This is a genomic window from Streptomyces sp. NPDC018833, from assembly GCF_044390825.1.
In the GTDB taxonomy this organism is placed as follows: domain Bacteria; phylum Actinomycetota; class Actinomycetes; order Streptomycetales; family Streptomycetaceae; genus Streptomyces.
In genome coordinates, this window is the sequence record NZ_JBIRZM010000007.1 from 116,431 (window position 1) to 139,444 (window position 23,014).

Annotated in this window: 22 protein-coding genes and 2 tRNA genes; 16 read left to right on the forward strand and 8 right to left on the reverse strand. The window is 65.0% G+C overall.

Annotation, left to right across the window (positions count from 1 at the left end):
• Window positions 1-807 precede the first annotated feature (807 nt).
• From ACH5AF_RS16685 to lysX, 7 genes are all read left to right on the forward strand, one after another.
• A complete protein-coding gene (locus ACH5AF_RS16685) occupies window positions 808-1,662 on the forward strand; it encodes a phosphotransferase family protein (RefSeq protein ID WP_398902394.1) in 855 nt (284 codons plus the stop codon).
• Window positions 1,659-2,624 carry a radical SAM/SPASM domain-containing protein gene (locus ACH5AF_RS16690; protein WP_398902395.1) on the forward strand — a complete coding sequence of 322 codons (966 nt, stop codon included), beginning with the start codon at window positions 1,659-1,661 and terminating at the stop codon, window positions 2,622-2,624. Before ACH5AF_RS16685 ends, ACH5AF_RS16690 begins: the two co-directional genes overlap by 4 nt.
• Window positions 2,582-3,328, forward strand: a complete 747-nt coding sequence (locus ACH5AF_RS16695; RefSeq protein WP_398902396.1) for a hypothetical protein — start codon at window positions 2,582-2,584, stop codon at window positions 3,326-3,328. Before ACH5AF_RS16690 ends, ACH5AF_RS16695 begins: the two co-directional genes overlap by 43 nt.
• On the forward strand, window positions 3,328-4,023 hold the full coding sequence (locus ACH5AF_RS16700; RefSeq protein ID WP_398902397.1) for an SDR family oxidoreductase: 696 nt from the start codon (window positions 3,328-3,330) through the stop codon (window positions 4,021-4,023). Before ACH5AF_RS16695 ends, ACH5AF_RS16700 begins: the two co-directional genes overlap by 1 nt.
• Window positions 4,023-4,853 carry a hypothetical protein gene (locus ACH5AF_RS16705; protein ID WP_398902398.1) on the forward strand — a complete coding sequence of 277 codons (831 nt, stop codon included), beginning with the start codon at window positions 4,023-4,025 and terminating at the stop codon, window positions 4,851-4,853. The genes ACH5AF_RS16700 and ACH5AF_RS16705 overlap by 1 nt, the downstream gene beginning before the upstream one ends.
• Window positions 4,850-6,112 carry an aminotransferase class I/II-fold pyridoxal phosphate-dependent enzyme gene (locus ACH5AF_RS16710; RefSeq protein ID WP_398902399.1) on the forward strand — a complete coding sequence of 421 codons (1,263 nt, stop codon included), beginning with the start codon at window positions 4,850-4,852 and terminating at the stop codon, window positions 6,110-6,112. The genes ACH5AF_RS16705 and ACH5AF_RS16710 overlap by 4 nt, the downstream gene beginning before the upstream one ends.
• Window positions 6,113-6,333: 221 nt before the next feature.
• Complete coding sequence (gene lysX / locus ACH5AF_RS16715) at window positions 6,334-7,824, forward strand: bifunctional lysylphosphatidylglycerol synthetase/lysine--tRNA ligase LysX (RefSeq protein WP_398902400.1); 1,491 nt, start codon at window positions 6,334-6,336, stop codon at window positions 7,822-7,824.
• Between the two features lie 170 nt (window positions 7,825-7,994).
• Here the strand turns inward: lysX and ACH5AF_RS16720 are convergent.
• Both ACH5AF_RS16720 and ACH5AF_RS16725 read right to left on the reverse strand, forming a co-directional pair.
• Window positions 7,995-8,068: transfer RNA gene (locus tag ACH5AF_RS16720), tRNA-Lys, on the reverse strand.
• 242 nt (window positions 8,069-8,310) lie between these two features.
• Window positions 8,311-9,294: a RimK family alpha-L-glutamate ligase gene (locus ACH5AF_RS16725; protein WP_398902401.1), complete on the reverse strand. Its 984-nt coding sequence runs from the start codon at window positions 9,292-9,294 to the stop codon at window positions 8,311-8,313.
• An 826-nt stretch (window positions 9,295-10,120) separates the two neighbouring features.
• On the opposite strand from ACH5AF_RS16725, the gene ACH5AF_RS16730 reads away from it, so the two are divergent.
• The 3 genes from ACH5AF_RS16730 (at window position 10,121) to ACH5AF_RS16740 (ending at window position 12,778) form a co-directional block, all read left to right on the forward strand.
• Window positions 10,121-10,897, forward strand: coding sequence for a sulfotransferase family protein (locus ACH5AF_RS16730; RefSeq protein ID WP_398902539.1), 777 nt, complete (start codon window positions 10,121-10,123; stop codon window positions 10,895-10,897).
• 325 nt (window positions 10,898-11,222) lie between these two features.
• Complete coding sequence (locus ACH5AF_RS16735; protein ID WP_398902402.1) at window positions 11,223-11,888, forward strand: HAD family hydrolase; 666 nt, start codon at window positions 11,223-11,225, stop codon at window positions 11,886-11,888.
• Between the two features lie 26 nt (window positions 11,889-11,914).
• Window positions 11,915-12,778, forward strand: coding sequence for a DUF1932 domain-containing protein (locus ACH5AF_RS16740; protein ID WP_398902403.1), 864 nt, complete (start codon window positions 11,915-11,917; stop codon window positions 12,776-12,778).
• A 3-nt stretch (window positions 12,779-12,781) separates the two neighbouring features.
• On the opposite strand, the gene ACH5AF_RS16745 is transcribed toward ACH5AF_RS16740, so the two are convergent.
• Complete coding sequence (locus tag ACH5AF_RS16745) at window positions 12,782-13,336, reverse strand: guanylate kinase (RefSeq protein ID WP_398902404.1); 555 nt, start codon at window positions 13,334-13,336, stop codon at window positions 12,782-12,784.
• Window positions 13,333-14,373 (reverse strand): AAA family ATPase, encoded by a 1,041-nt coding sequence (locus ACH5AF_RS16750; RefSeq protein WP_398902540.1) that lies wholly within the window; start codon window positions 14,371-14,373, stop codon window positions 13,333-13,335. Before ACH5AF_RS16750 ends, ACH5AF_RS16745 begins: the two co-directional genes overlap by 4 nt.
• Before the next feature lie 456 nt (window positions 14,374-14,829).
• Here ACH5AF_RS16750 and ACH5AF_RS16755 point away from each other — a divergent pair, with 456 nt between their 5' ends.
• The 4 genes from ACH5AF_RS16755 (at window position 14,830) to ACH5AF_RS16770 (ending at window position 17,968) form a co-directional block, all read left to right on the forward strand.
• The gene (locus ACH5AF_RS16755) at window positions 14,830-15,015 is read left to right on the forward strand and encodes a transcriptional regulator (RefSeq protein ID WP_398902405.1); all 186 of its coding nucleotides are present in this window, start codon (window positions 14,830-14,832) and stop codon (window positions 15,013-15,015) included.
• Between the two features lie 436 nt (window positions 15,016-15,451).
• The gene (locus tag ACH5AF_RS16760; RefSeq protein WP_398902406.1) at window positions 15,452-16,684 is read left to right on the forward strand and encodes a helix-turn-helix domain-containing protein; all 1,233 of its coding nucleotides are present in this window, start codon (window positions 15,452-15,454) and stop codon (window positions 16,682-16,684) included.
• 5 nt (window positions 16,685-16,689) lie between these two features.
• Window positions 16,690-17,244, forward strand: a complete 555-nt coding sequence (locus tag ACH5AF_RS16765) for a flavoprotein (RefSeq protein WP_398902407.1) — start codon at window positions 16,690-16,692, stop codon at window positions 17,242-17,244.
• Window positions 17,245-17,665: 421 nt separating this feature from the next.
• Window positions 17,666-17,968, forward strand: a complete 303-nt coding sequence (locus tag ACH5AF_RS16770; RefSeq protein WP_398902408.1) for a helix-turn-helix domain-containing protein — start codon at window positions 17,666-17,668, stop codon at window positions 17,966-17,968.
• A gap of 81 nt (window positions 17,969-18,049) precedes the next feature.
• Here ACH5AF_RS16770 and ACH5AF_RS16775 read toward each other — a convergent pair whose 3' ends face one another.
• Window positions 18,050-18,277 (reverse strand): integrase, encoded by a 228-nt coding sequence (locus ACH5AF_RS16775; RefSeq protein ID WP_398902409.1) that lies wholly within the window; start codon window positions 18,275-18,277, stop codon window positions 18,050-18,052.
• A 117-nt stretch (window positions 18,278-18,394) separates the two neighbouring features.
• On the opposite strand from ACH5AF_RS16775, the gene ACH5AF_RS16780 reads away from it, so the two are divergent.
• Both ACH5AF_RS16780 and ACH5AF_RS16785 read left to right on the forward strand, forming a co-directional pair.
• Complete coding sequence (locus ACH5AF_RS16780; protein ID WP_398902410.1) at window positions 18,395-19,033, forward strand: helix-turn-helix domain-containing protein; 639 nt, start codon at window positions 18,395-18,397, stop codon at window positions 19,031-19,033.
• A 1-nt stretch (window position 19,034) separates the two neighbouring features.
• Entirely contained in the window at window positions 19,035-20,618 is a 1,584-nt protein-coding gene (locus tag ACH5AF_RS16785) for a tyrosine-type recombinase/integrase (RefSeq protein ID WP_398902411.1), read from the forward strand.
• 102 nt (window positions 20,619-20,720) lie between these two features.
• Here the strand turns inward: ACH5AF_RS16785 and ACH5AF_RS16790 are convergent, their stop codons facing one another.
• The 3 genes from ACH5AF_RS16790 to ACH5AF_RS16800 form a co-directional block, all read right to left on the reverse strand.
• A complete protein-coding gene (locus ACH5AF_RS16790; RefSeq protein ID WP_398902412.1) occupies window positions 20,721-21,404 on the reverse strand; it encodes a hypothetical protein in 684 nt (227 codons plus the stop codon).
• A 112-nt stretch (window positions 21,405-21,516) separates the two neighbouring features.
• The gene (locus ACH5AF_RS16795; RefSeq protein WP_398902413.1) at window positions 21,517-21,996 is read right to left on the reverse strand and encodes a hypothetical protein; all 480 of its coding nucleotides are present in this window, start codon (window positions 21,994-21,996) and stop codon (window positions 21,517-21,519) included.
• A gap of 664 nt (window positions 21,997-22,660) precedes the next feature.
• Window positions 22,661-22,734 (reverse strand) — tRNA-Lys (locus ACH5AF_RS16800).
• Window positions 22,735-23,014 lie beyond the last annotated feature (280 nt).

Below are 23,014 nucleotides of genomic sequence, written 5' to 3' on the forward strand. Positions count from 1 at the left end.
AGTGCCCCCCTTGTCCGCCCTTTCGAAGGTAATCGTCCGGCTACAGAGTGTCGATCGCGAGGTGGTGAGCGTCCACGGCTTGAACCCGCGGCCGTCACGGAGGCGAGCGTTGCCTGGCTCAATTCAGAGCCCGACTGATTGACAGCGACGAGGGGATGACAACTGTGCCGAGAGAGCGCATCGTCGGGGCTGGCGTGACTACTGAGCGCGACCGTCGGTGCTCTCGGTGTTCCTGTCGTCTGAGTCGCTATAACCGCGAGACCCGCTGTAGTGGATGCCTTCGAGTCCCCCAGTTCTTACCCCCGGAACCACCTCACGTACCGCCGGAGGTGTGGATGGACAGGCGTGTCCAGGACGCGCTAGTAGCCCGGGACTTCGGGGCTCTGTGCACCCTGGTGCGGGAGATCGGCAACCTCCGTCAAGATGACATGGTCACGCTAACCGGGTTAAGTCAAGGGTTCCTGTCGATGCTGGAATCGGGTGCGCGCCGCCTCACTAACATCGACAAGATCGTCTGCCTGCTCGATGGCCTGCAGGCTCCACTTGAACTCACTGGCCTGATCTTGCGGCCCCGGGCTGTCTCGACTCCGCCCTGCGCAGTCGGCGCCGGCCTCGACGCGCCAAGCCCGCATGCGCGACCACAGAGCGCCACATTACCTGGGTGATATCGCGGGTGTGATGTGCCAACTCCCATTAGATCAACCAAAGTTGCGGCAGCGCGCTAAACCACCACGGCCGTGACAGCGGCTGCTAGAGCGCCAGTGGATCTTTCCTTCTTGCATCAATTGCACAGTCGAGGAGCTTCCTATGGGCACGAACTCGGCGGGTACTTCGAGCGAGGAAGAGTGCGTCGCCGGATGGAGGCCAGTCCACGTCGACCGTTCGGGACGTTCACTGTGGCATGTGCAGGGAGTGGGAGACTCGACAACCGACATCCCGAAGTACGTCAAGCGGTACGCCGCTCGAGACCCGTATGAGCGAGAAGCCCGCGCGTTGCAGCAGATGCCGGACGGACTCGCTCCCCGAGTCTTGGAACATCACCAGGATCCGCCGACATTGGTCTTGGAAGATCTTCCCGGCGTGATGCTCGACGACCCAGCGGCCGGCGATCCTGCCGCGTGGATGCACGTGGTGATGGAGACGGTGGTTGCCTCCGTTGGGCTTCCCGGGCCGTGGCCCGACGACCCACCACCTCAAATCAGCGGCCCGCAGGCCGAGGTGGCCGCAGCCCTCGCCGCTCGCGTGCCAGCCAGCAGCCGAGCACTCCACGTGGCGATAGAGGACCCACTGCGAGTGCCTTGCCATGGGGACGCCACCCCACCCAACGTACTTGTCGATCCTGGTCAGCCCAGGGCGTGGTTGTTGGACTACGAGTTCTACGGCCCCGGAGACCCGTTGCACGATATTGCGGCCCTGTGCCTGACGCCTTCCTTGACGCTTCCGGAACACATGCGCCTGGACTTTCTGAGGAAAGGGCGGCTGATGGTGGAGGCGAAGACAGGGCTGGATCTGGCCAGTCGGATGGCTGGAGCTATTGCCGTTTGGGCGGCCCAGTGCGCGGCATGGCATCGCCGCCAGCGCCCGGTAACGGATGGGTTCGAGCAAGCCGTGCTCAGTAATGCAGCCCTTGGGATCGAAGCAGTTGAAAGGGGAGAGGTATGACTAAGACATCTGGGGACCGTTGCCGATTCCGTCCCCCTGCCGAGGGGGCCACGGTCATATGGGAGGTCACCAACTACTGCAACCTGTCGTGCAAGCACTGCCTGTCAGACTCTTCACCGGAGATCTCCCGCTCGGACGATCTCAGCACCTCCCGCTTCCTCGCCGCAGTGCGAGAGATGACCTCTTCCGGGGTCACCGAGATCTACCTGACCGGAGGCGAACCATTCGCCCGGGACGATCTCGTCGAAATTATCGCCGCCATCGACCCGAACGTGACCGAAGTGTATGCCAACACGAATGGTTACTTCATCACACAGGAAGTCGCCGACGCTCTGTCCGGGACGGCTCTGCGTCGAATAACGGTGAGTGTGGACGGGCACAACCGGGAGTCTCAGGCGCTCGTGCGCCTAAAGCCGGCATCCTTCGACCGGGCCATAGATGCTGTTCAGCGACTCCTTTCTGCTGGAGTTCCCGTTCGGGTATCCCATGTCGTCCATCCTGGCAACGTCGATCACGTCGCCGAGTTCTGCGCCGAGATGGCTCGTATGGGTGTCGAGGCGCTCGTGATCAACTCTGTGTTCCCCGCAGGGCGAGCAGCCCGTCACCCGGAGCTGGCTCTGCCTGCCGGACGCAAGCAGGAACTGTTCGATGAGCTCTCGGAACTCCAGGCGAAGTACGAGCAGCTCGGAATGCAGATCGATCACAGCCTCGGGAAACCGCAGCCCAGCGATGTCGAGGGGTGCCCAGCGGGACAGTCGGTGTTCTTCGTGGCGCCGAACGGGGACCTGGCCACGTGCTCGTGGCTCTACAAGCTGGACCAGGACCGGTTCCGCCTGGGGAACTTGGAACAAGCGTCCTTCGCCGCGCTGCGCGCGGGCGTGGAAGCCATGATGAGCCCGGTCCGGGAGTTGGCCACAGCTTGCCCGCTTCCGATGCTTTCTTTGCCGGTGATCTCGTCGTGAACGCGCAGGGAGAGCTGGTCTCCAGCAAGGTGCAGGTGCCGGACGAGCAGTGGCGGCGGCGGGCACGTATGACGCTGCTCGGGTGCGATTGGCTCGGTCCTGAAGCGGTCCTGACCCCCATCCGCGGTATCCACACTGCCTTAGCCCGTGGCGGAACGGAGTGCGACGGGTGGTGGCGTACTTCCCTGCTCGGGGATGCTGCCGTCGTACACGTTCCTCAAGGGACTGCGGCCACGGACATCGTCTTCGCCCTTCCCCAAGCGTCTCGGATCACGTTCGTCGGCCTGGCGGGTGGCCTCCGGAACCAACCGATCGGTACCACCGTGGATCCGGTGTCTGCCTTCATCGCCGACCCCTCTGGTGGAGTGTCCGGCCAGTCGCCCCTTTCCACGGACTTGTCGTTCCACAGTCGTAGCCATCCGGCCAAGCCGCTGGTGCCCGGCGCGGTTGCCGCAACGGTCGGATGCTTGGCCGACTCCACGCTTCTCCACAACCAGCTCACGGGTGCGGCTGACTGCGTCGACATGGAGAGTGCGCATCTGTTCTCCGCGGCTGCCCTCGCCGGCCACCAAGTGCGTTGCCTGCTCGTCATCTCGGACCACAACCGCGACGGTGATGTGTTCACCAGCACTCCGGAGCGGATCGCTGCCGCGGTAGACGACCTGTGCCAGTCCATCCAAGAGGACCTGACCGGAGGTCAGTGATGATCCAGATCACCGAGCGTGTCGCGGTTATCACCGGAGGAAGCCTCGGAATCGGCGAGGCGATCAGCACCCAGCTGCTCAACCTCGGCTGGAAGGTCCACATCCTTGCCCGGCGAGCCAGCAGCTACGTCCACGCCGATCACGAGGGCTGCCGTACTCACGATGTCGATGTTCGCGACCTCGACGCCGTCAACAACTCCGCTGACGCTGTGGCGAGTTCCTCCGGACGCGTAGATGCCCTGGTCCTGTGCGCGGGAGTTGGCTACCCGACGCCGCTCCCCTCCGCCAGCCGCGCCCAGTACGACGAACTCTTCGACACGAACGTGGCCGGGTCGATCTTTTCCACCCAGGCGTTCACGCCTCTGCTTCGTGACGGCAAGGCGGTGGTCACATTCGTCTCCTCCATCGCGGGCCGCAGGGGCTTTGCCGACTGGTCCCTGTACTGCGCCTCCAAGCACGCGCTGGAGGGCTTCGCCGCGAGCATGCGGGACGAGCTCCGGCCACGCCGCATCAGGGTGACGAGTGTCCAGCCCGGCTCAGTCGATACGCCTTCGTACGACCATCTGCGGCCCGAAGAGAAGAAGGAGTTCATGCATCCCGAATCCATCGCTGAGCTGACTGTCGCGGCAATTCAGCTTCCTCCGCAGGCCTGCGTGGAGACGCTGTTCGTCAACAACGCGGTGGGGGACCTGTGATGCCCCGCGAGATCATCGGCCTGGACGAGGCTGACCGCATCCACGAGCAGCTCGGCAAGCTCGTCGAATTCCACATACCCGAGGCGGTGGTGGCATTCACCAGCGGAAGCCTGCCCTTTGGCGCCGCCGTCCGCGGAGACAGCGACATCGACGTCAACGTCATCCTCCCCGCTGGCACGAAGCCTGACGACGCTCTCTTTGACCGCCTGAGCGGCTTCATCGACGCTTACCGCAACCTGCATCACCAGCATGGGATGCGCCTCGACTGCCGTTACCCCGGCGAATACTTCACCATCGACCAGGCACACGACGCCGCAGCAGGCCGAGGTATCCCCGTGATCAACGGCGAGCCCGCGCTTCCCCGGAAGTTGGGTGACTCCTACTGGAACAGCAGCGAGGACACCTGGTATCTGGCCTGGATGGGCGCCTTGGCCTTCAGCCGACACGTAGCCGGCAACAGAGACGTTCTCGCGGGACTCCGTAGGCGGGCGTGGGCCACCATCGTGACCCTTTGCCTCCCCGACCTCAGAAGCAGGGGCTTCGATGCCGAAGAGGTCATGGCCCGCATCCTCGACACGGACCACCCCAACGGTGGCTTCGGCGTCCATTCCGGCTACCGCAGATTCGCAGAGCTGGAAGCCCCTCATTGCCGACAGGCGCTAGCAGACCTGTCCATTCGCGGAATCCTTGCAAGCCAAGCGGAGGACAGCTTCTTTGTCGAGGACGACGCGCTCCTTCGCTGGGCCACTGACCTCGCTGCCCGTCACCAAAGCGGCTTCCACGCCGCGCCCCTGCTCACCGTGACTTCCAGCCTGAGGCTCGCCATATGAACACACCAACGCTGTTCTCCGACCTTCATGCCGCACACGACTGGCTGGCCGGCCGTGGACTTCTCCCCCCGGAGCGCCGGAGCGAGACACTGCCCACACCGCACGTACGCCTCCACGATGGCAGCACGGTGGTCTCCTTCTGCTCGAACAACTACCTCGGCCTCAACCACCGGCCCGAGGTGAAGGCCGCGGCCTCCCAAGCACTGCGCGAGCACACCCACGCCACCAGCGAATCCCGTCGTCTCGGCGGCAACCTCGGGCTACTCGAACAACTCGAAGACGAGCTCGCCGAGTTCAAGAAGCAGCCCTCAGCCCTCATCACAGCGACCGGACTGCTGGCCAACATCGCAGCCGTCCACGGCATCCTCGATGCCAGTGAACTGGCGCACCGCTGGTACGGGTCCCCGTCGCCCAACAGCCGACCAGTGGTGATCTACGACGAGCTGTGTCACCGCAGCATCCAGATGGGTGCGCGAGAATCCTCTGGCGAGCGGGTTCGGTTCCGGCACAACGATGCCGAACACCTGGCCGACATCCTCGCCGTGTACAGAGGGCGCGCCATCCTCGTCGTCACGGAGGGGGTGTTCAGCATGGATGGGGACCTGGCGGATCTCCCCCGCCTCGTCGAGATATGCGATGCGCACGGAGCGGTCCTCATGGTGGACGATGCTCACGGCACAGGCGTGTACGGTGCCGACGGATCTGGTACTGCCGACCACTTTGGCCTCACCGGCCGAATCCCCCTCCAAGTTGCCACCCTCAGCAAAGCCTTCGGGGGCATGGGGGGAGCAGTTCTGGGCGATGAGCGGACGATCGCAATGCTCCGCACCTTCAGCTCGGGCTACCGCTTCACCTCGAGCCTGCCGGCAGAACAGGCGGCAGCGACCATCGCGGCCCTGCGCATCCTTCGAAGCGAGCCGGGAGTACGCGAAACCCTCTGGGCCAACGTGCGTCGGCTCCGAACTGGCCTGGCCCGTATGGGCATCCACCCGCCCGGCGACGGACCCATCGTCCCCCTCCACATGGGAACACCACACGCAGCGGCGAAGTTCGAGGAGCTGATGCTCGACAAGGGGTACTGGTGCGTCGCCGTCACCCCGCCAGCCGTCTCGCCGGAGACGTGTCGTATACGTCTCACCGTGTCAGCCATGCACAACAGCGAGCAGATTGATGGCCTTCTCGAACGAATCAACGAAGTCACCTCACAGGTCCCTGCACTCATGGGATTGGCGAGTAGCTATGCAGGAAGTGCCACTTGACCTGCTCAGATCTGGCCTTGATCCTTCGCGACGGCTCACTCGACCCACGGGTGAGCCGTTTCGGCTTGCTGGGAGATGCCGCGGCGTAGACGGCGACGAACAATGGGGAGGCGCCGAGCATCTGAAGTGGTAGCCAACCCGGCTTCCAGAGAATGGCCTTGGCGGTTCAGAAGGCCTTAACCACGGCGAAGCCGCAGCGCGTTTCCGCCTATCCTTGTGCCATGAGTGACGAGATCTACGAGGGTGCCCCGGAGCAGATGCGCGTCCGTCTGGAGAAGGTGGCGCGCCTCCGAGAGAACGGCATCGAACCGTACCCGGTGACCTACCCGCGCACGCACACCATCGGCGAAGTCCGGGGGAAGTACCCCGAGCTGGAAGCCGACACCGTGACTGGGGAGAAGGTCGGTATCACGGGACGGGTCATGCTGTCGCGGATCGGCGGCAAACTCTGCTTCGCCACTCTTCGGGACGGTACCGCCGAGATTCAGGTGATGATCTCGCTTGCGGGCGTCGGTGAGGAGGCGCTCAAGGCATGGAAGACCGACGTAGACCTCGGTGACCACATCGGTGTGACGGGCGAGGTCATCTCGTCCAAGCGCGGCGAGCTGTCGATCATGGCGGAGAGCTGGGCGATCACGTCGAAGTGCCTGCGGCCGCTGCCGGAGAAGCACGCCGGCCTCACTGATCCCGAGGCACGCGTCCGTTACCGCTATCTCGACCTCATCGTCAACGATGAGGCCCGCAAGATGGCCCACCTGCGCAGCGACACCGTTCGTGCGATCCGGGACTTCTGGCACTCTGAGGGCTATCTCGAGGTCGAGACGCCCATGCTTCAGCCGATCCATGGCGGTGCGGCAGCCCGGCCGTTCAAGACTCACATCAACGCCTACAACATGGAGATGTATCTCCGGATCGCGATTGAGCTGTACCTGAAGCGGCTCGTCGTCGGTGGCATCGAGAAGGTCTTCGAGATCAACCGGAACTTCCGGAACGAGGGTGCGGACTCCACGCACAACCCCGAGTTCACGATGCTCGAGACCTACGGCACCTATCTCGACTACAACGGCATGGCCGACCTCACCCAGCGGTCTGTCCAACAGGCCGTCATGGCGGCACTGGGCACGACCGTGGTCGTCCACGACACTGTCGAGTACGACCTGGGCCTCGCCGAGTGGCCGCGGAGGACCGTCTACGGCCTGGTCTCGGACGCCCTCGGCGAGGAGATCACCCCGCACACCCCGATCGAGGGCGTCCGCAAGCTCGCTGACGCCCGTGGGGTCGACTGGGACGCCAAGTGGGGTCAGGGCAAGCTCGTCCAGGAGGTGTTCGAGGAGCTCGTCGAGCACACAATCATGCAGCCCACCTTCGTCATGGACTACCCGGTCGAGACCTCGCCCCTTACCCGCCAGCACCGCTCCGAACCGCTCCTGGCGGAGAAGTGGGACCTGATCGGTTTCGGCGCCGAACTGGGCACTGCCTACTCGGAACTGGTCGACCCAATCGAGCAGCGCCGGCGCCTCACTGAGCAGTCCCTGCTAGCCGCGGGCGGCGATCCGGAAGCCATGCAACTCGACGAGGACTTCCTCCGTGCCCTGGAATACGGCATGCCTCCCACGGGCGGCATGGGCATGGGCATCGACCGCCTGATCATGGCCTTCACCGGTAAGAACATCCGCGAAACCATCCTGTTCCCTCTGGTGAAGCCCAGCTGACACATCCCGGCGCTCCTATTGATGTGGCCTCTGCGTGACCCTGACGCAGGGGCCATTGAAAGCCCTGGAAGTGATGAGCTCGCGGCCTGCCGCCGCCGCCGGGAAGAACGCCAAAGGCCGCCCACCTCAAGGAGGTGAACGGCCTTGCCAGCCATGCAACTTGGCGAGGGTGCGCCGCCAGGGACTCGAACCCCGGACCCGCTGATTAAGAGTCAGCTGCTCTAACCAACTGAGCTAGCGGCGCCTACTGACCCACAAATGGTACCTAGCCCGTGGGGCCACTCCGACCACGTCTCCACCTGCGAGTCGAAGCTGGCCGACACGACAGCCCTCGTGTCGGAACAACCCATGTTGCCCGCCGTGTCGGTCCAGGGTTGCCCGGGACGGGAGCTCTGGAGGTCGGCCTGTCCTAGCCGATCGCGATGCCCGCTTTCCGCGGCCAGGCATCGAAGCCACCGCTCTGATCCATCTGGAACTGCATGTCGGCTATCTGGCTATCTCCAGCAGGATCCTTTCGTACAGATGCTCAACGAGAGCGGCCTGGCTGTCGCCGAGCGAGGCAAAGCCGTCGAGCTCAGGGGCACTGTTGATCTCCAAGACGACGCACTGCCCGTCGCGACGGCCATCGTGCGTTACGTCGCGGTGGGCCTGGGAGTGAACGACGTCGGAGTGCTCGATCCCGAGGTCGACCAGGAGATCCACCCCTGCCAGGCGCAGCCCCGCAGTCCGGGCCGCGCTGACCGCCAAGGACACTACATCCGCCGGGAGTTTCCGAGACAGGTCGACTACGGCCGCCCCGGTCGCGACATTGGCCGCGTCCGCGAGGGGAACGTACTCGCCGCTGCGAGGTACACGACGCAGGCCGCCTTCTCGCCTCGCCAGTCGGGCTGCGGCTTCACCGCGATCCGGGAGTCGCTTTGCTGGCCCGGCAGGCTCACCATCGGCATACAAGTCTTCGAGGAGTAGCTGAATCGGACGCCTGCCGTCACCAATCAGTACCGGCGGGATACGGCTGTACGCTGCGATCGGTGAACCATCGAGCACCACGACTCTGACATCTTGCCCCCGAACGTAGGGCTGAATCAGAACGATCTTGTCCATGTTCAACGCCTGCTTCACGGCGTGACGCAAGGCCGACATGTTGTCGACCTTCTCGACTCCCTGACCGCCGTAGCGGCTATTGGGCTTCACGACGAGCGGCCAAGAGTGCTGCGCAACGAAGCTGCGTAGCTTCTCGTCCGCAACCTCGTCAAGTGCGCGGATCGGGAAGCTCGATGGAACTGGGATACCGGCGTTAGCGAGGAAGTGCGCGCATGCGTACTTGTCCCGAGCGAGGTCGGCGCTACCTGAGGGGTTGATATCGAGGTTGCCGTGGCGAAAGTAGGCGATCCGACCATTTGGGAATCCGAGCCGGGCCGCTTCGCCGCCCCACGGCTCGAGTTCCAGCTCAATGCCCAGCCGAGGCGCCACGTGAGCTATAACCTGGTATGCGAACGGAATGTCGTTGCTTGAGGGGATTGGCGTTACTGCCGCCTCACGTCGGCTACCCACGATCCTGAACCTCCATGCTGGCCGCAAGCATGAGCATGCAGCAGACCTCCTCCGGATCTTTTCGAATATCTGAGATGTGGCTAGCGAGTCCGGCAGAGGATTCATGAGTTCCCCAGCCCTGCGTATAGTCCGCTATGACCGCTGCGCCGGAGCATCACGGACCCGGCGGTTGTCGCCTGGCGGGGGAGACGCCCTCCATTCCTCCCATCGGATATCCCGTAGAGTGCGCGTTGATCGCTACGAAACCAAATCACTACCGTGATATCGCCGCTCGAACTTGATGTGATTGGCTGTGAGTTGGCTGGCTACCTTCGAAGTGGCCACAACTCCACAGCAGTACGCCCACGCTGGGACGATCCCCCCACCCCGAGGAGGTCCGTCGGATCGTCTCGCAGCCTCGAGTAGCTGATGCTGAGTCCAGGCGATGAACTGTCACATCTTGACGCCGGCCCAGCACTGAAGGTCGCTCCCATGGGCCACAGCCACGCGGGACCAGGCGAGTTGATCTAGCGGTCTGCAGCGGTGCTCGATCCCTACGTAGGGTCACGCAGCGATACCACTACCGACCATCCTCCAACTCGCCTAAGCCGAGCGCCCATTAGGCATGCAGTCCCACCAGGGAAACACTGATCTCTCAAGACGGGATGAACAAGAAAATGTCCGGTTCGGGTAACTTGCCACGTCGTCTCGCGATACTCGCCGATGCTTCAAGCGTCGACTATTCAGAACTGGATGGAGGTCGATGATGCCGGCGGGCGGGACGCCACGCGCAGTCCTCGTCCTGGGAAGCCCTCGCAGTGGAACAACGATGATGGGTAGATACCTGGGGACCTCTAAAAGAGTCTGCGACTTGGGTGAATTCAATGCCTTCTATTTCACCCGCAAGATCGCGCCGCGCGAATTTGAGGGCATTCCTGGACGTTTCCTGAACGAATACCTTGGCGATTTGCGCACGCACGCCCTCGAATTCGCTCAGTCAATAGCCGTGAAGGAAAGTTGCGAATTCTACCTGGATCATTCCCCATGGAACCTCCTGCTTGGCGAAGACCTAGTCAGCGATGTGCCGGACGCGCTGTTTGTTCTTATGCTCCGAAATCCGCGTGGAGTCGTGGAGAGCTTGCGACGCTCGTTCGACGATGGTCGCTCGTGGGCTGGTGAGGACGAGGCCGCGAGGGTGAATATCTGGCGCCGTTTCTATGAGAAGGCACTCGAGCTCCCCAGCGAAAGAACTGTCGCCGTGAGCTACGATGAACTCTGCGCGACACCCGGAGTTGCTATTCGGGATCTCGAATGTCGGATAGCGGCAAAAGGATTCTCGCTAGGTGATCTGGATCCAACGGTTCTGGCAAAGAGTCATGCCACCAACTCTGCCCACCAGCGGCCCGTTATTGCTCGCGTAGATGCCCATGGCCGTCCCGAGTTTTCTTCGATCGCGCACAATCGCGATGTCGATCGGCCATGGTCCCTTGCTCCCACCACGGCAGGGTTGCAAAATGCCCTCGCCGAAAAGTTTCAACTTTAATTTGCTCAACCGTTTGCGCCCTCTAGGGGAGGCCAGGACGCGGGCCTGATGACGCGGGCTTCTACGAAGCGTCCCGCTGGAAGCGACCACGAGACCCTCCCGGTCAGTTCGGAGTCGGTGATCTCGGGGGCAGGGACTTCGGCGTGGAAGACCGGCGACCGGTCTTCCCACACGCTTTTCCTTCACCTCGATGGGCTCGGGCCGCGTCGGTTGGCGATCTCGACGGTCTCTCCTGTGACCGTTGAAAGCACTGTCGAGCAGCGGAGTGACACACTTCTGGACACGCGCATCTGCCCCCTGACTGGTCCGGCTAAGGTCTCGCCCTATGCAGAGGCTGGTGCTCTTCGATCTCGACAACACCCTCATCGATCGCCAGGGTGCCCTCGCAGAATGGGCGGCTGGCTTCTGCCGCGGCCGCATGCTCGACGGACGAGCCGAAGAACATCTCGTCCACGCACTCAAGGAGAGGGCCTATCCGGCTACCTTCGAGCGGCTGCGCCAGGAACTCGCCCTCGACGAGCCGGCGACGAAACTCTGGGAGGACTACGTCACCGGCATCGCCTCCGGAGTGGCCCCTCAACCGGACACTTTCAAGGGCTTGGAGCAGCTACGGGCCGGGGGGTGGCGACTAGGCATCCTCACCAACGGGGCCATCGACATCCAGCACGCCAAGATCGCTGCTGCGGGACTCGCTGAGTCGGTCGACGCCATCGTGATCTCCGAAGAGATCGGAGCGCGCAAGCCCGAAATAGAGGCCTTCCATGTTGCCGTCGCCCGCTGCGGCGGCACCCCCTGGGGAGAAGCCTGGACCGTCGGCGACAATGCCGAGAACGACATCCGAGGCGGCCGGTCTGCCGGCCTGAAGACCATTTGGATCAGCCAAGGCAGGCCCTGGCCTGATCACCTGGACCCGCCCGACCACGCCGTACCCGACGTCTTCAGCGCCATCAACCTGCTGCAGAGCACCGTGCGGACGAGGACAGCATCGTGACGGCGCCCCACGTAACGGTTGGACTGATGCATCCCGGCAGCATGGGCGCAGCCTTCGCCGCGCAGCTTCGCACCATGGGCACGACGGTGTTGTGGTGCCCGGCGGGGCGTAGCGAGAGCTCCCGAAAGCGCGCCGAGCAGGCCGGTGCCGAGCCGGTCCCCAGTCTCGCTGGTCTCCTCGACCGCGCCGATCTGCTGCTGTCGCTGTGCCCGCCTGCATCTGCGGAAGACGTAGCAGACCAGGTCGCCGCCCACGGCTTCCGCGGAACCTATGTCGAAGCGAATGCGATCACCCCGCAGCGCGTTCGCAACGTCGCCGAGCGCCTGCCCCACGCAGTCGTTATCGACGGAGCCGTCGTCGGTTCACCGCCCAAGGGTGGCAAGACCCCAACCCTCTACCTCGCGGGCCCACAGGTTCAGGTTGCAGGCCTCGAGAACCTCTTCGCCGGCACCGATGTGCGGACCCATCCCCTCGGCGTCACCATCGGGCAGGCATCCGCGCTGAAACTCGCCTACTCCAGCTACCAGAAGGCGTCCCGTGTTCTGGCCGCCGTGGCCTACGGTCTCGCTGACGCGAACGGCGTCTCAGATGAACTGCTACAGATCGCCGCTAAGCGCACAGGCAGCTACCTGACGGAAACCGAGTACATCCCCAAGACGGCTTCCCGAGCATGGCGATGGGCTCCAGAACTCGAAGATGCTGCCGAGCTGCTTACTGAAACCGGCCTCCCCGGTCACCTGATGCGTGCCGCTGCCGAAGTGCTCCATACCTGGGATGAGGCCCGCGACAGATCCCTCACCGTCGGCGAAGCCCTCGCACTCCTGAGTACCGACAACGGAGGCGCGGGCACCGAACTCGCACCGGGAACGTCTCCGGGGCAAACCCTGTGACCGTTACCCCAGGGAATCTACGAGGCCATCAATCAAACGGGCTGTATCCGCTGGCGAGTTGGCCTCGGTATCTACCCGCAGATCCCACGGGACTTCGTTGTCTTCGCCAAGGTCCCGCTCGGTTGCGTCCCAGGCGGCCAGCCGCGCCTCCGTGTCACCGTCGCCCCGCTCTTTCGAGCGTGCAGCGGTGGTCTCCCGGGAGCACCACAACAGGACACGAGCCCAAGCGGCTGGATACCGGTCGACGATGGCCGTAAGGCCTGCGACCTGACCCAGGTGAAGGATCGGAATACGGTCGCCATCCATCGCCGACTGGAGTCCGGGGCGGTCAACGACGTAGATGTTGCCGTACCGGGCATTGCTGTAGAGGACATCGCCACGCTCCTCCAAGCCGGCCACCTCCTCGGGCGTACCCATCCGGTAGCCCTGCGTCTTCCCCGTACCCACCTTCAGGCGCGTGAACGGCACATAGACAGAACGGAGTTCGGCGAGAGCCGCAGTAACAGTGTCCTTGCCCGACGCAGGCGGACCGTACAGCAAGATGCCTTGTTTCTTCATACGAAGACCGTCCCGAAGACCTGACGCACCTGGTCGGTGAGAGAGATGGCGGAGCCGAGCCGGTTGTCCACCACCAGGTGCGGTACGGCGGGGCGAAGCTCGGGATCAATGGTGGCCGCGTACTCGTCCCAGTTCTGCAATTTCCAACTGTCCCGGGCCGCCGAGCGGAAGCTGATGTACTCGTGCATCGTCTCCAGGTCGCACTGGATCCAGATGACCGCCACGGTCACCCCCCGCGCTTCGCACCGGTTGATCAGTCGACGCATCCACCGCTCATCGCTTACCTCGGCAACGAACGGCGCGGTGAGGACCGTGCTGATCGAACAGTCGACCTTGGCGTAGGCGGTCTCCAGCAAGCACTGGTATTCGAGGGGGCGCACCTTGTCTCGATATGCCGGGGAGTGGCGGTCGTTCGGGTCGCTTCCCATCTCGACCAACAGCCGCTCAACGAGGGGACGGGTGATCGGGTCCTTGTCGAGGACCGGCCACCCGGTGAGCCGGGAGATGAACCGTGAGAATTCCGACTTCCCACTGCCGGCGAAGCCGCCCACCATCAACAAGGTGGGCCGATTTGGGTCACCGCCAGTGTGACGACGCTTCCACGCGTCGATGATCCGCTGCTGAACCTCCTGCCCCCTGCTACCACCGTCACCCGGAGCGATCTGCAGCACCGCGCGCTCAACCGCGAGGACGTGATCACCGTGCGGCTCGACTCCTGACGGCGTGAGCTTGAGCTGAGTCTGCTCGCCCGGCAGAGCCTTGCGGAGTCCCAACTCGGGCTCGGTGGCTCGGTAGAGAAGGCAGTACGCCCGGCGGTAATGCGGACCGGGATACACCTCTCCCTGCTCGTGCTGCCATAGCGTCTGGAAGTTCGCCGCAGGCACGGTGATCCCAGCTGCCCGTGCTACTTCGCGTAGCCGCTCACCGGCACCCTCCAGCGTCAGCCCGTGTGCTTCGCGCATGACGCGAAGCTGGTCTGGGCGCCACCCCGCGCGGCTCTTTCCCACGGCTGATACCGCCTGCCCACTACTCATCATGATCGGGACCTTAAGTCTGCCCCGCGCGAACCCGTGTGTAAGCGGATGTTGAAAAGTCACGTCGCCCGATGATGAGCGACTTCGCCAAGCGGCAGTGATACTCCGTGCCGCTGAACACCGGTGTGATGGGGACCACTCCGGCAGCACACCTGCTGGACCAGGGCTGACCATCTGGTGAAGGAGACGATCACGGTGTCGGAGCCGCGAACCACTGAGGTAGCTGCAACTGCGACGGGCACTCGGCGGTGCATCACCTGCCAGTGCCGCTTGAGCCGGTACAACAGCGACGACGTCTGTTCCGGCTGCGCTCGCAGCGGGATTGAGGACCAATCCGCAAGCCCTACCGTCCCACCCCAAGTTTGGGCCCACCAAGACGTAAGAGACGCTCTGGTCGGCAGGGATTTCGGCAGGCTGTGCCAGCTGGTACGAGAGTACGGCCGTCTCCGTCAGGAGGATATGGCCCTCCTGACGGAGCTGAGTCAGCCCTTCCTGTCGATGCTGGAGTCCGGACAGCGGCGCCTGACCAACATCGACCGGATCATCGTGCTCTTGAACGGATTGAACGCCCCCATTGACGTCACAGGGCCGATGCTGCGTCCTACGCCCATCGCTCCAGACCTATCTCTCCTCGCGGCATCGTGACCTCGGATCGGATGTAGTCGGGAGGCCAGAGGGCTCTGGTCAGCTTTCCTCGCCCAGAACTTCGGGGCGATCACCGAAGCCCTCCGCGAGGCCTGTCGGTGCTCGTGGAGGTTGGCAGCAGGATCACGGAACTCCTCGGTGATCAGGACGCCTGTGCGCACTTCGTGATCCGGCGTTGGGCGCGGCTCGGAGACCTCCACTACGTTGCGCCGCCGCGCTAGTAGTTCCCCAGATCATCGCCCGTTGGCCGTGATCACGGACGAGTAGAACTCTGGCGCCTCATGGACTCGTGGGCGTAGCCGGACAAAGTGTCCGGCCCGTTCCAGGCCCCAGAGCGGATGTTGAGCACGGCACCGCAGCCCGAATCGCTCCCTGATCTCGCGGCCTGCACGGCCGCTACCGTGGATGACGTACCAAAGTCGGGGAGGCAGCGCGCATGCGTGGTCTTGGTGATCACCTCAGCATCGGAGAACGGATCGCGTTCTACCGCGAGCGCCGGGGCTATACGCAGCCTGTGCTCGCCGGTCTCGTCGGTCACAGCACCGACTGGCTGTCGAAGATCGAGCGAGGCGTGCGGAAGCCGCCCAGGATCGACAAGCTCGCTGAGCTCGCTCGTGTACTGCGTGTCCCGCTCGGCGACTTGATGGGTCAGCCCGTCCTCTTGGAGGACGAGGAAAAGCACATGGACGACGTGCCGGCGGTCCGCGATGCGTTGATGAGCCCTCGGCGGCTCTCCAAGCTGCTGTTCGGTCCCACGGCGGAGCGGCAGTTGCCGCGGCCGGACCAGGCGCAGGTCTTCGTCGAACGCGGCTGGGGCGATTACCAGGCCGGCGTTCTTGGCGACGTCATCGCCGCCCTGCCCGGTCTGCTGAGGACCGCCCAGGATCTGGAAGACCTTCCGCCTGGCGATCAGCGGAGACGCGGTCTCGCCGTCTCGGCTCGTACGCATCACCTGGCGGCGACCACCCTCGCCAAGGTCGGCGAGTCCGACCTGTCGTGGCTCGCGGCCGAGCGAGCCATGCGCGCCGCCGACGAATCCGAGGACCCGCTGTCGCTCGTCTCCGCCGCCCGCTCCGGTACGCACGCACTGCTGGCCAACGGGCGCTACGAGGATGCCCTCGAACTCGGCGATACCGCGGCGGCTTGGCTCGCCGGTCAGGTTCGTGACGATGACCCGGCCGCCTTGAGCCTGCTTGGCATGATTTATCTGCGAGCTGCTGTGGCCGCCGCACGTCACCAAGATCGCCCAACCGCCAACTCCCTACTGGAGAAAGCGCAGCGGCTCGCCGACCGGCTCGGTTCCGACGAGAACTACTGGCAGACGTGCTTCGGTCCGACGAACGTCGAGCTGCACCGCCTGTCGATCGAGCTTGACCTGGAGAACATCCCGTACGTCGTCGAGCATGGCGGCATCGACGTCTCCCACATGCCGGCGGAACGCGCCGTGTCCCACCGCATCGACTACGCCCGCGGCCTCTGCCTCAGGGGTCGCGTCGACGAGTCCTTCAGCGAGCTGCGGGAGGCCGAACGCACCTCACCGCAGCTCGTGCGGAACAATCCACGCGTACGCGAGACCCTTCGCGACCTGAGGAAACAGTCCCCGGTCACCGGCGGCAGCCACTCGTCCGAGCTGCTGGCCATGGCCCAACGATGCAGGGCGGTGCAGTGAATTCGATGCGGGGCAAGGTGCTGGGCGTCGTCGGATCGAGCGCCGGCGGGATCGAGGAGCTGCGTACGGGGCTCGTGGTCCCGGCACTCGAACGGGGCTGGACGGTCGCGGTCACGCTCACACCGACCGCCGGTCAGTGGCTCCGCACGAGCGGGGAGACGACGGAACTCGAAGGGCTGACCGGTCTTCCCGTACGGGCCGAATCGCGCCTGCCGGGTGACTCCCGGCCGCATCCGCCAGTCGACTGCTACGTCGTCGCCCCGGCGAGTGCCAACACCGTCGCCAAGCTCGCCCTGGGGATCTCAGACAACCAGGCGTTGACACAGGTCAACGAAGCCATCGGGACACTGGACCTCCCAGTAGTCGTCTGGCCCCGGGTGAACGCCGCGCATACCCGCCACCCCGCATGGGAGGGACACATCAAAGCCCTTCATGATTCAGGGGTGCGGTTGATCTACGGAGACGAGATGTGGCCGCTCGCCGAACCGCGGGCGGGGATGCCAGGGCGCCGGTACCCGTGGGAAGCCGTACTGGATGAGGCCGGTAGGGCTGCGTCCTGACGCACCTTCAGTAATGCTAAAAGCAAGAGGAATTGGACCCGGACAGTCTGTCCGGGTCCTTCGTTATGACTGGCGCCAGCCTGAGGGCATCACCGACTACCGGAGGCAACGGGTGCCCGATCAGGGATTCAGCACGGCGCTCCCCGACACGAAGGCCTGGGGTGACGCATCCAGCAGCTGCCCGAGCGCACGCACGGATGGGATGGCTGGCATTGACTACTCATCTCGACGCTCGTCAGGGGCCGCCGTATCGCCGTCAGGTGCGGAGCACATCGTGGTGAGAAGCACTCCCACACCTGCTGGCGTCACCCGGCTCTGCAGCCTCTGCCGATGCGGTCTGAGTCGGTACAACAGGGAAGACCTGTGTGCCGGTTGCAATCGCGACAACCGGCAGCAGGAACGGACCGCACCCAGCGTCCCCATGGGCATCTGGCAGTTACCCGATGTCCGCCAAGCCTTGGTCAACCGAGAATTCGGGCGTATGTGCCAGCTGATCAGACAGCACGGTGGGATCCGCCAAGACGACATAGCCGCAATCACCGGATTGAGCCAAGCCTTCCTGTCGATGCTCGAGTCCGGAGCCCGCAAGCTGACCAACATCGACAAGATCATTCAACTGCTGGATGGCCTGGACGCTCCGCCAGAACTCACCGGACCGATGCTGCGGCCTAGCATCCATCACCAGCCTCGTGGGCCAGCGTCGACGGCTCTCTCGCCGCGCTGACCTCGCTGTCTTCGCCGCATACAGCACCACCGCCCGGAGCCTCGCAGCCAACACAACGTCGTAGTCCGTAGGCGCGCCTGGCTAGGCACACAGTTGCCCGCGCTCGGCCCCCTGGTCCGGGCCTACGCCGAGGATCCGATGCAGCTCCGCCGTGACCACGCGATACGCGTTGCCCAGCTTGAGGACGGACACCGGGTACTCCCCCCTCTTCGCCAGGGCGTATCCCGTGCTGCGGCCGATCGTCAGCGCCTTGTTGGCCGTATCGAGGTCGACGGCAACAGGCAGAGCGAGCAGTTCGTCGCGGGTCATCCCTCGGTCAGCTTTCGATGTCGCCATGATGAATTCCGATCGCCAAAATGTGCAGTGACAGCAGAACATGTACCACGGATGTTGCAGCCACTCATTTTTTCGACGTAAGTTGTAGCTATGACGAATGGAGACTGGTCACCGAGCTTCACCGCCCGCGTCGCCGAGCAGATGCGCCAAGCACGCAAGGCCGCGGGCCTCACTGTGGCAGAGGCCGCACAGGCGTGCGCCGAGCTGGGCCTGGCGGTCCCCAAGACGACGATCACGAATCTGGAGACCGGGCGCCGCACCTCGATCGACCTGGCGGAGTTCCTCGTGCTCGCCGAGGTCTACAAGGTCCCGCCGATCAGCCTGCTGTTCCCGTTGAGTACGGAAGCCTCCGTCGCCGTGCTTCCTGACCGGGAGGTCCCGACGTGGGAGGCCGTCGCCTGGTTCACCGGCGAGACACCGCTGGTCCAGCCCGCGCCGCCAGGTTCCGCCCGAGAGGTGCTGGACACATTCCGCGCCCACAGCGACGCCGTGGCCACGGCTACGACATCCACCCGCCTGGCGAAGGAGCGACGCCGGAAGGCCAGCATCACGCTCGACTCCGGTCGCCGCGAGACTCTCCTGGAAGCCGCCGCCTCGTACGAGCAACTCGCCTTTGACGACTGCAGAGAGCTGCGGGAGTTCCGCCAGGCGATGCGGGAACGTGGGCTGGTTCCGCCCGCCCTCCCCGCCGATCTCTCGTTCGTCGACGAACCCGACTCCCAGGACTAGCGTGACCAGCACCACCACCACCTCCTCCGGCGGCACAACCATCCGGCGCTGCTCGTGCCGCAATCCAGAGACGGGCAAGAACTACGGCAAGTCTTGCCCCAAGCTCGCCAACCGGCGCCACGGCACCTGGGCGATACGCCACGAACTGGCCAACCGGTCCGACGGCACCCGCCGGGAGTTCCGCCGCAGCGGCTTCGAGACCTCAGCCGAGGCGACCAAGGAACTGAACAAGGTCCGCGCACTGCTCGCCATACCCGACGAGGACGACCCCGCCGGCCATCTCGCGGTCAGCGACACGCTGGAGGCCTGCGCCAAGAACAAGGAGCCGCTGCCGGACTACGACGAGACGCGTCGGCGCTACGCCACCGGGCAAAGCCTTCATTCCAAGATCACTGTCGTGGACTGGCTCGACGAGTGGCTGGCGGGCAAGAAGCGGCTGCGCTCCACGTCCCTCAAGCGCTACGAGAGCGACGTACGCGTACACCTGAAACCCCACCTGGGGCACCTGCGGCTCGACCGACTCCGCGTCGCCGACCTGGACAGGATGTTCGAGGCCATCAACGACGCGAACGTGGAGATCATCGAGCAGAACGCCCTACGGCGGGCAGCCCTGAACGAGCTGAAGACCATCCCCTGGAAGGGCGCGGAGAACCGCGCCCGCCGCAAGTGGCTCAAGGCGTCCATCGATGAGATGCCGCCCTTCCGCAAGCCCACCCGCACCAACAGCCAGCACACGATCAAGCGCACCCTGCGGGCCGCCCTCAACACCGCGATCGCCCAGCAGATCATCCCGCCTTTCAACCCCGCCGAGCATGTGGAACTGAACCCGGCCTCGCGCGCGAAGGCCATGGTCTGGACCGCCGAGCGTGTACGCCACTGGAAGCGGACCGGGGAGAAGCCCAGCCCCGTCATGGTCTGGACGCCGGAGCAGACCGGCGCCTTCCTCGACCAGGTCGCCACGCACCGCCTCTACACGCTCTGGCACCTGATCGCCTTCCGAGGGCTACGCCGTGGTGAAGCCTGCGGGCTTCGGTGGATGGACATCGATCTCGCCCACCAGTCCATGACCGTCGCTACCCAGCTCGTCCAGTCGGGCTGGCAGGTGCACGAGGCGGCCCCGAAGACCGACAGCGGGGAACGCCTGGTCGCTCTGGACGCCGAGTCGGTCGACTCACTCCGCGAGCACCAGAAGCGGCAGCGCAAGGAACAGGCCCGCTGGGGTGCCGCCTGGAAGACGACCGGCCGCGTCTTCACCGACGAGGACGGCTCGCTCCTGCACCCCGCCAAGGTCTCGCTCATGTTCACGCGGGAGCTGGAAGCCGCCGGCCTGCCCCCGGTCCGCCTCCACGACTTGCGGCACGGTGCCGCGACGCTGGCGCTCGCCGCTGGAGTGGACATCAAGATCGTTTCGGAGATGCTCGGCCACTCGGACACCCACATCACCCGGGACATCTACCAGTCCGTCCTGGACGATCTCGCCCGCGAGGCCGCCGAGGCGGTCGTGAAGCTCGTCCCCCGCCAACGACGCACCCGCACAACGAAGAAGAGCGAGCCACCGCACGAAGCGACGGGGCGAACCGCCTGACCTCGCACCGGCTCACGACAAAGCCCCCTGCCCCGGTTCATGCCGTAGCAGGGGGCTGCTCTGTAGGCCGCGTGGGAGAAAGCACGCCTGGCTACCTGGGCGTCAGGAGCGTACGAGGTTAACCGAGCCGCAGGCGAAGTCGTAACGGATGCCCCCGAAGACGGTGTCGGGGCGGAGGCCGGCGGTGCCGTGGTGGTAGGCGACGACGGCGCTGGTCAGCCATTCCCGGGTCATGTTTAGGTCGTCGACCTCGCGGTGCACGAGCTCCCGGGCCCAGTTCGGGAGGATGCCATCGGGGTTGATCAGGGCGCTGATGAGGCCGTCCAGTGCGGCGTGCCGTTCGTCTGCCCGGCTGACGTGACGACGGACGAGTCGGTCGACTGCGGAGGCTCCGCCGTCGGCAGCTGCTGCTCGCAGGTCGGACTCCTGCAGGAGGCTCCCGTCAAGGTCGTGCAGGCGGTCGACGTACGCAGCCATCAACGCCCGCCGGTCCGCCGGCACTTCCGCGTATGTGCTGGACCAGCCCGCGTGGAAGTAGTCCGCGTCCCAGGCAGGGGTGTTCGCGCGGGGCCGCAGGCGGATCTCGGCATCTCCCGCAGTGACGGTGTGAAGGTCGTCGCCGACTTCACACCACTCGCTGCTGGTGCCGAACCCTTCCGCGATGGAGAGCCGGAGTTCTTCCAAGTCGCCGCAGTGGGCGTGGAGGAGTTCGCTCGACGCGCTGAGGACCGGCCTGTGAAGCACGATGAGGTCAAGCGGGGAGATGTCAATGGCGGCGTCGCGCATGGCGGGCTCCGATTCGGTGTTGCGAGGACATCGTCACCGACAACGAGGGGCCGGGGGGCGCGGTGCGGGCTTTGGGCCGTTGAGGCGATGTGGTGAGGGCTGGGGCCTGGGATCAGCTGGTGAGGCCGGCGAGACTGGCGCAGAAGCCGAAGATCACGCCGAGGAGCAGCGTAATGGGGCCCCGGTAACTCACCGTCGCCGACTGCAACCCGCCTTCGAGGTACTCGTTGACCTGTCTGAACTGGGTCTCCACGGACCGGCGGGTGGCTTCGAGGTCGCCGCTGAGGCGGGTCTCCAAGTGAGCCGTCATCTTGCGGTCGCGACGGTCGAGCTCTTCGGGAACACTCTTGCGCCAGTGCTCCAGGGCTTCGACGCGCTCGGTGAGCGTCTTCGGCCCACTCGTGTCGGCGGTGACCCCGAAGGCTTCGACGGCGGCTCCGGCGCCGGACGGATACACGTAGCGGTCGCGATGGAAGTACTGGAGCAGCTTTTCCCGCGCGGCATGGATGTCCTTGAGTGTCCAGTGGAAGCCGAGCACTTCCAGGCCGAGCGCGATCACGTAGAGCGTGAAGAGGACGGCTTCCTTGGACATGTCCAGAGGGTAAGCGGGGTCAGGCTGAGGAGCCGGGGAAATCAGTGTGCAGGACGGGAGCCCAGCCGGATGGCTGCGCCAGCCGGGTTCGTCAGCGCTCGGGCCCGTCGGCGCCAGTGAGAACGGTACGGATGTCCCGGGAGGCCGCCCAGGGCTGTTCCTGTGCGTGTTCGCCTGGGCCGTGTCTGCTATCGGCTGCGTCCTGGACTGCTCTCCTAGCCGGGGACTTGGTGCTGGGCTGGCCGCTGCGTCGAGGCCAACGCCTTCTTCTCTGTGGGAGGGAGGCAGGGTGGTGGAGCACTTTCGTGCGGCCTGGGCGCTGGGCCCGAACTGGCGGAGGTGCGGTGAGCATCAGCGCGGCCAGCTCGCCGATCCGGGCCATGCCTTTGTTCCACTCGTCCGCGCTCTCGCCAGCCGGCGTCGCGATGGCCGCCCGTCGTCGCAGGAGGTTCTGCTAGGTGGCGGCGTCCCGGGGCTGCTGCCGGACCTCCTCGACGACGTCGCGCACCGGCCGCAGGGGCGTCAACGCGCCGTCGGCGCCCCGTCTCTGGGAAGTGTCCTGTATTTGGCCCTGTCGCAGGTCCGGTGGTGATGAGGCCGAACCGCCTGAAGCAAATGCCCCCCTTCCTCAAGGTGACGTCACCGAGGAAGGGGGGCATTCCCGTAGGCCGCGTGGGACTCGAACCCACAACCAACAGATTAAAAGTCTGCTGCTCTGACCAATTGAGCTAGCGGCCCGCGCGGCCCCCAGCATAGCTGTACGGTCGGGCCGCTCTCACAGCCATATCCACGATGCCGCGGGCCGAGTCCCGCGCCTCGCCCCGATCAGCTGTTGTCGGGGCTCCACAACGGAGACGTAAGCGGGCAACTTGAGCGGCGGCCGGGGGCAAGGGCTCCGGTCACCCGGCCGCGCACTCCCTCTGGACGCCCCCTGTCCGAATGCGCTCCCCTCGCGCTCCCCTGACCTTCGGGCGCCCGGCGGCGCGATCGGACAGCGCCCGGACATTCCCGCGTAGCA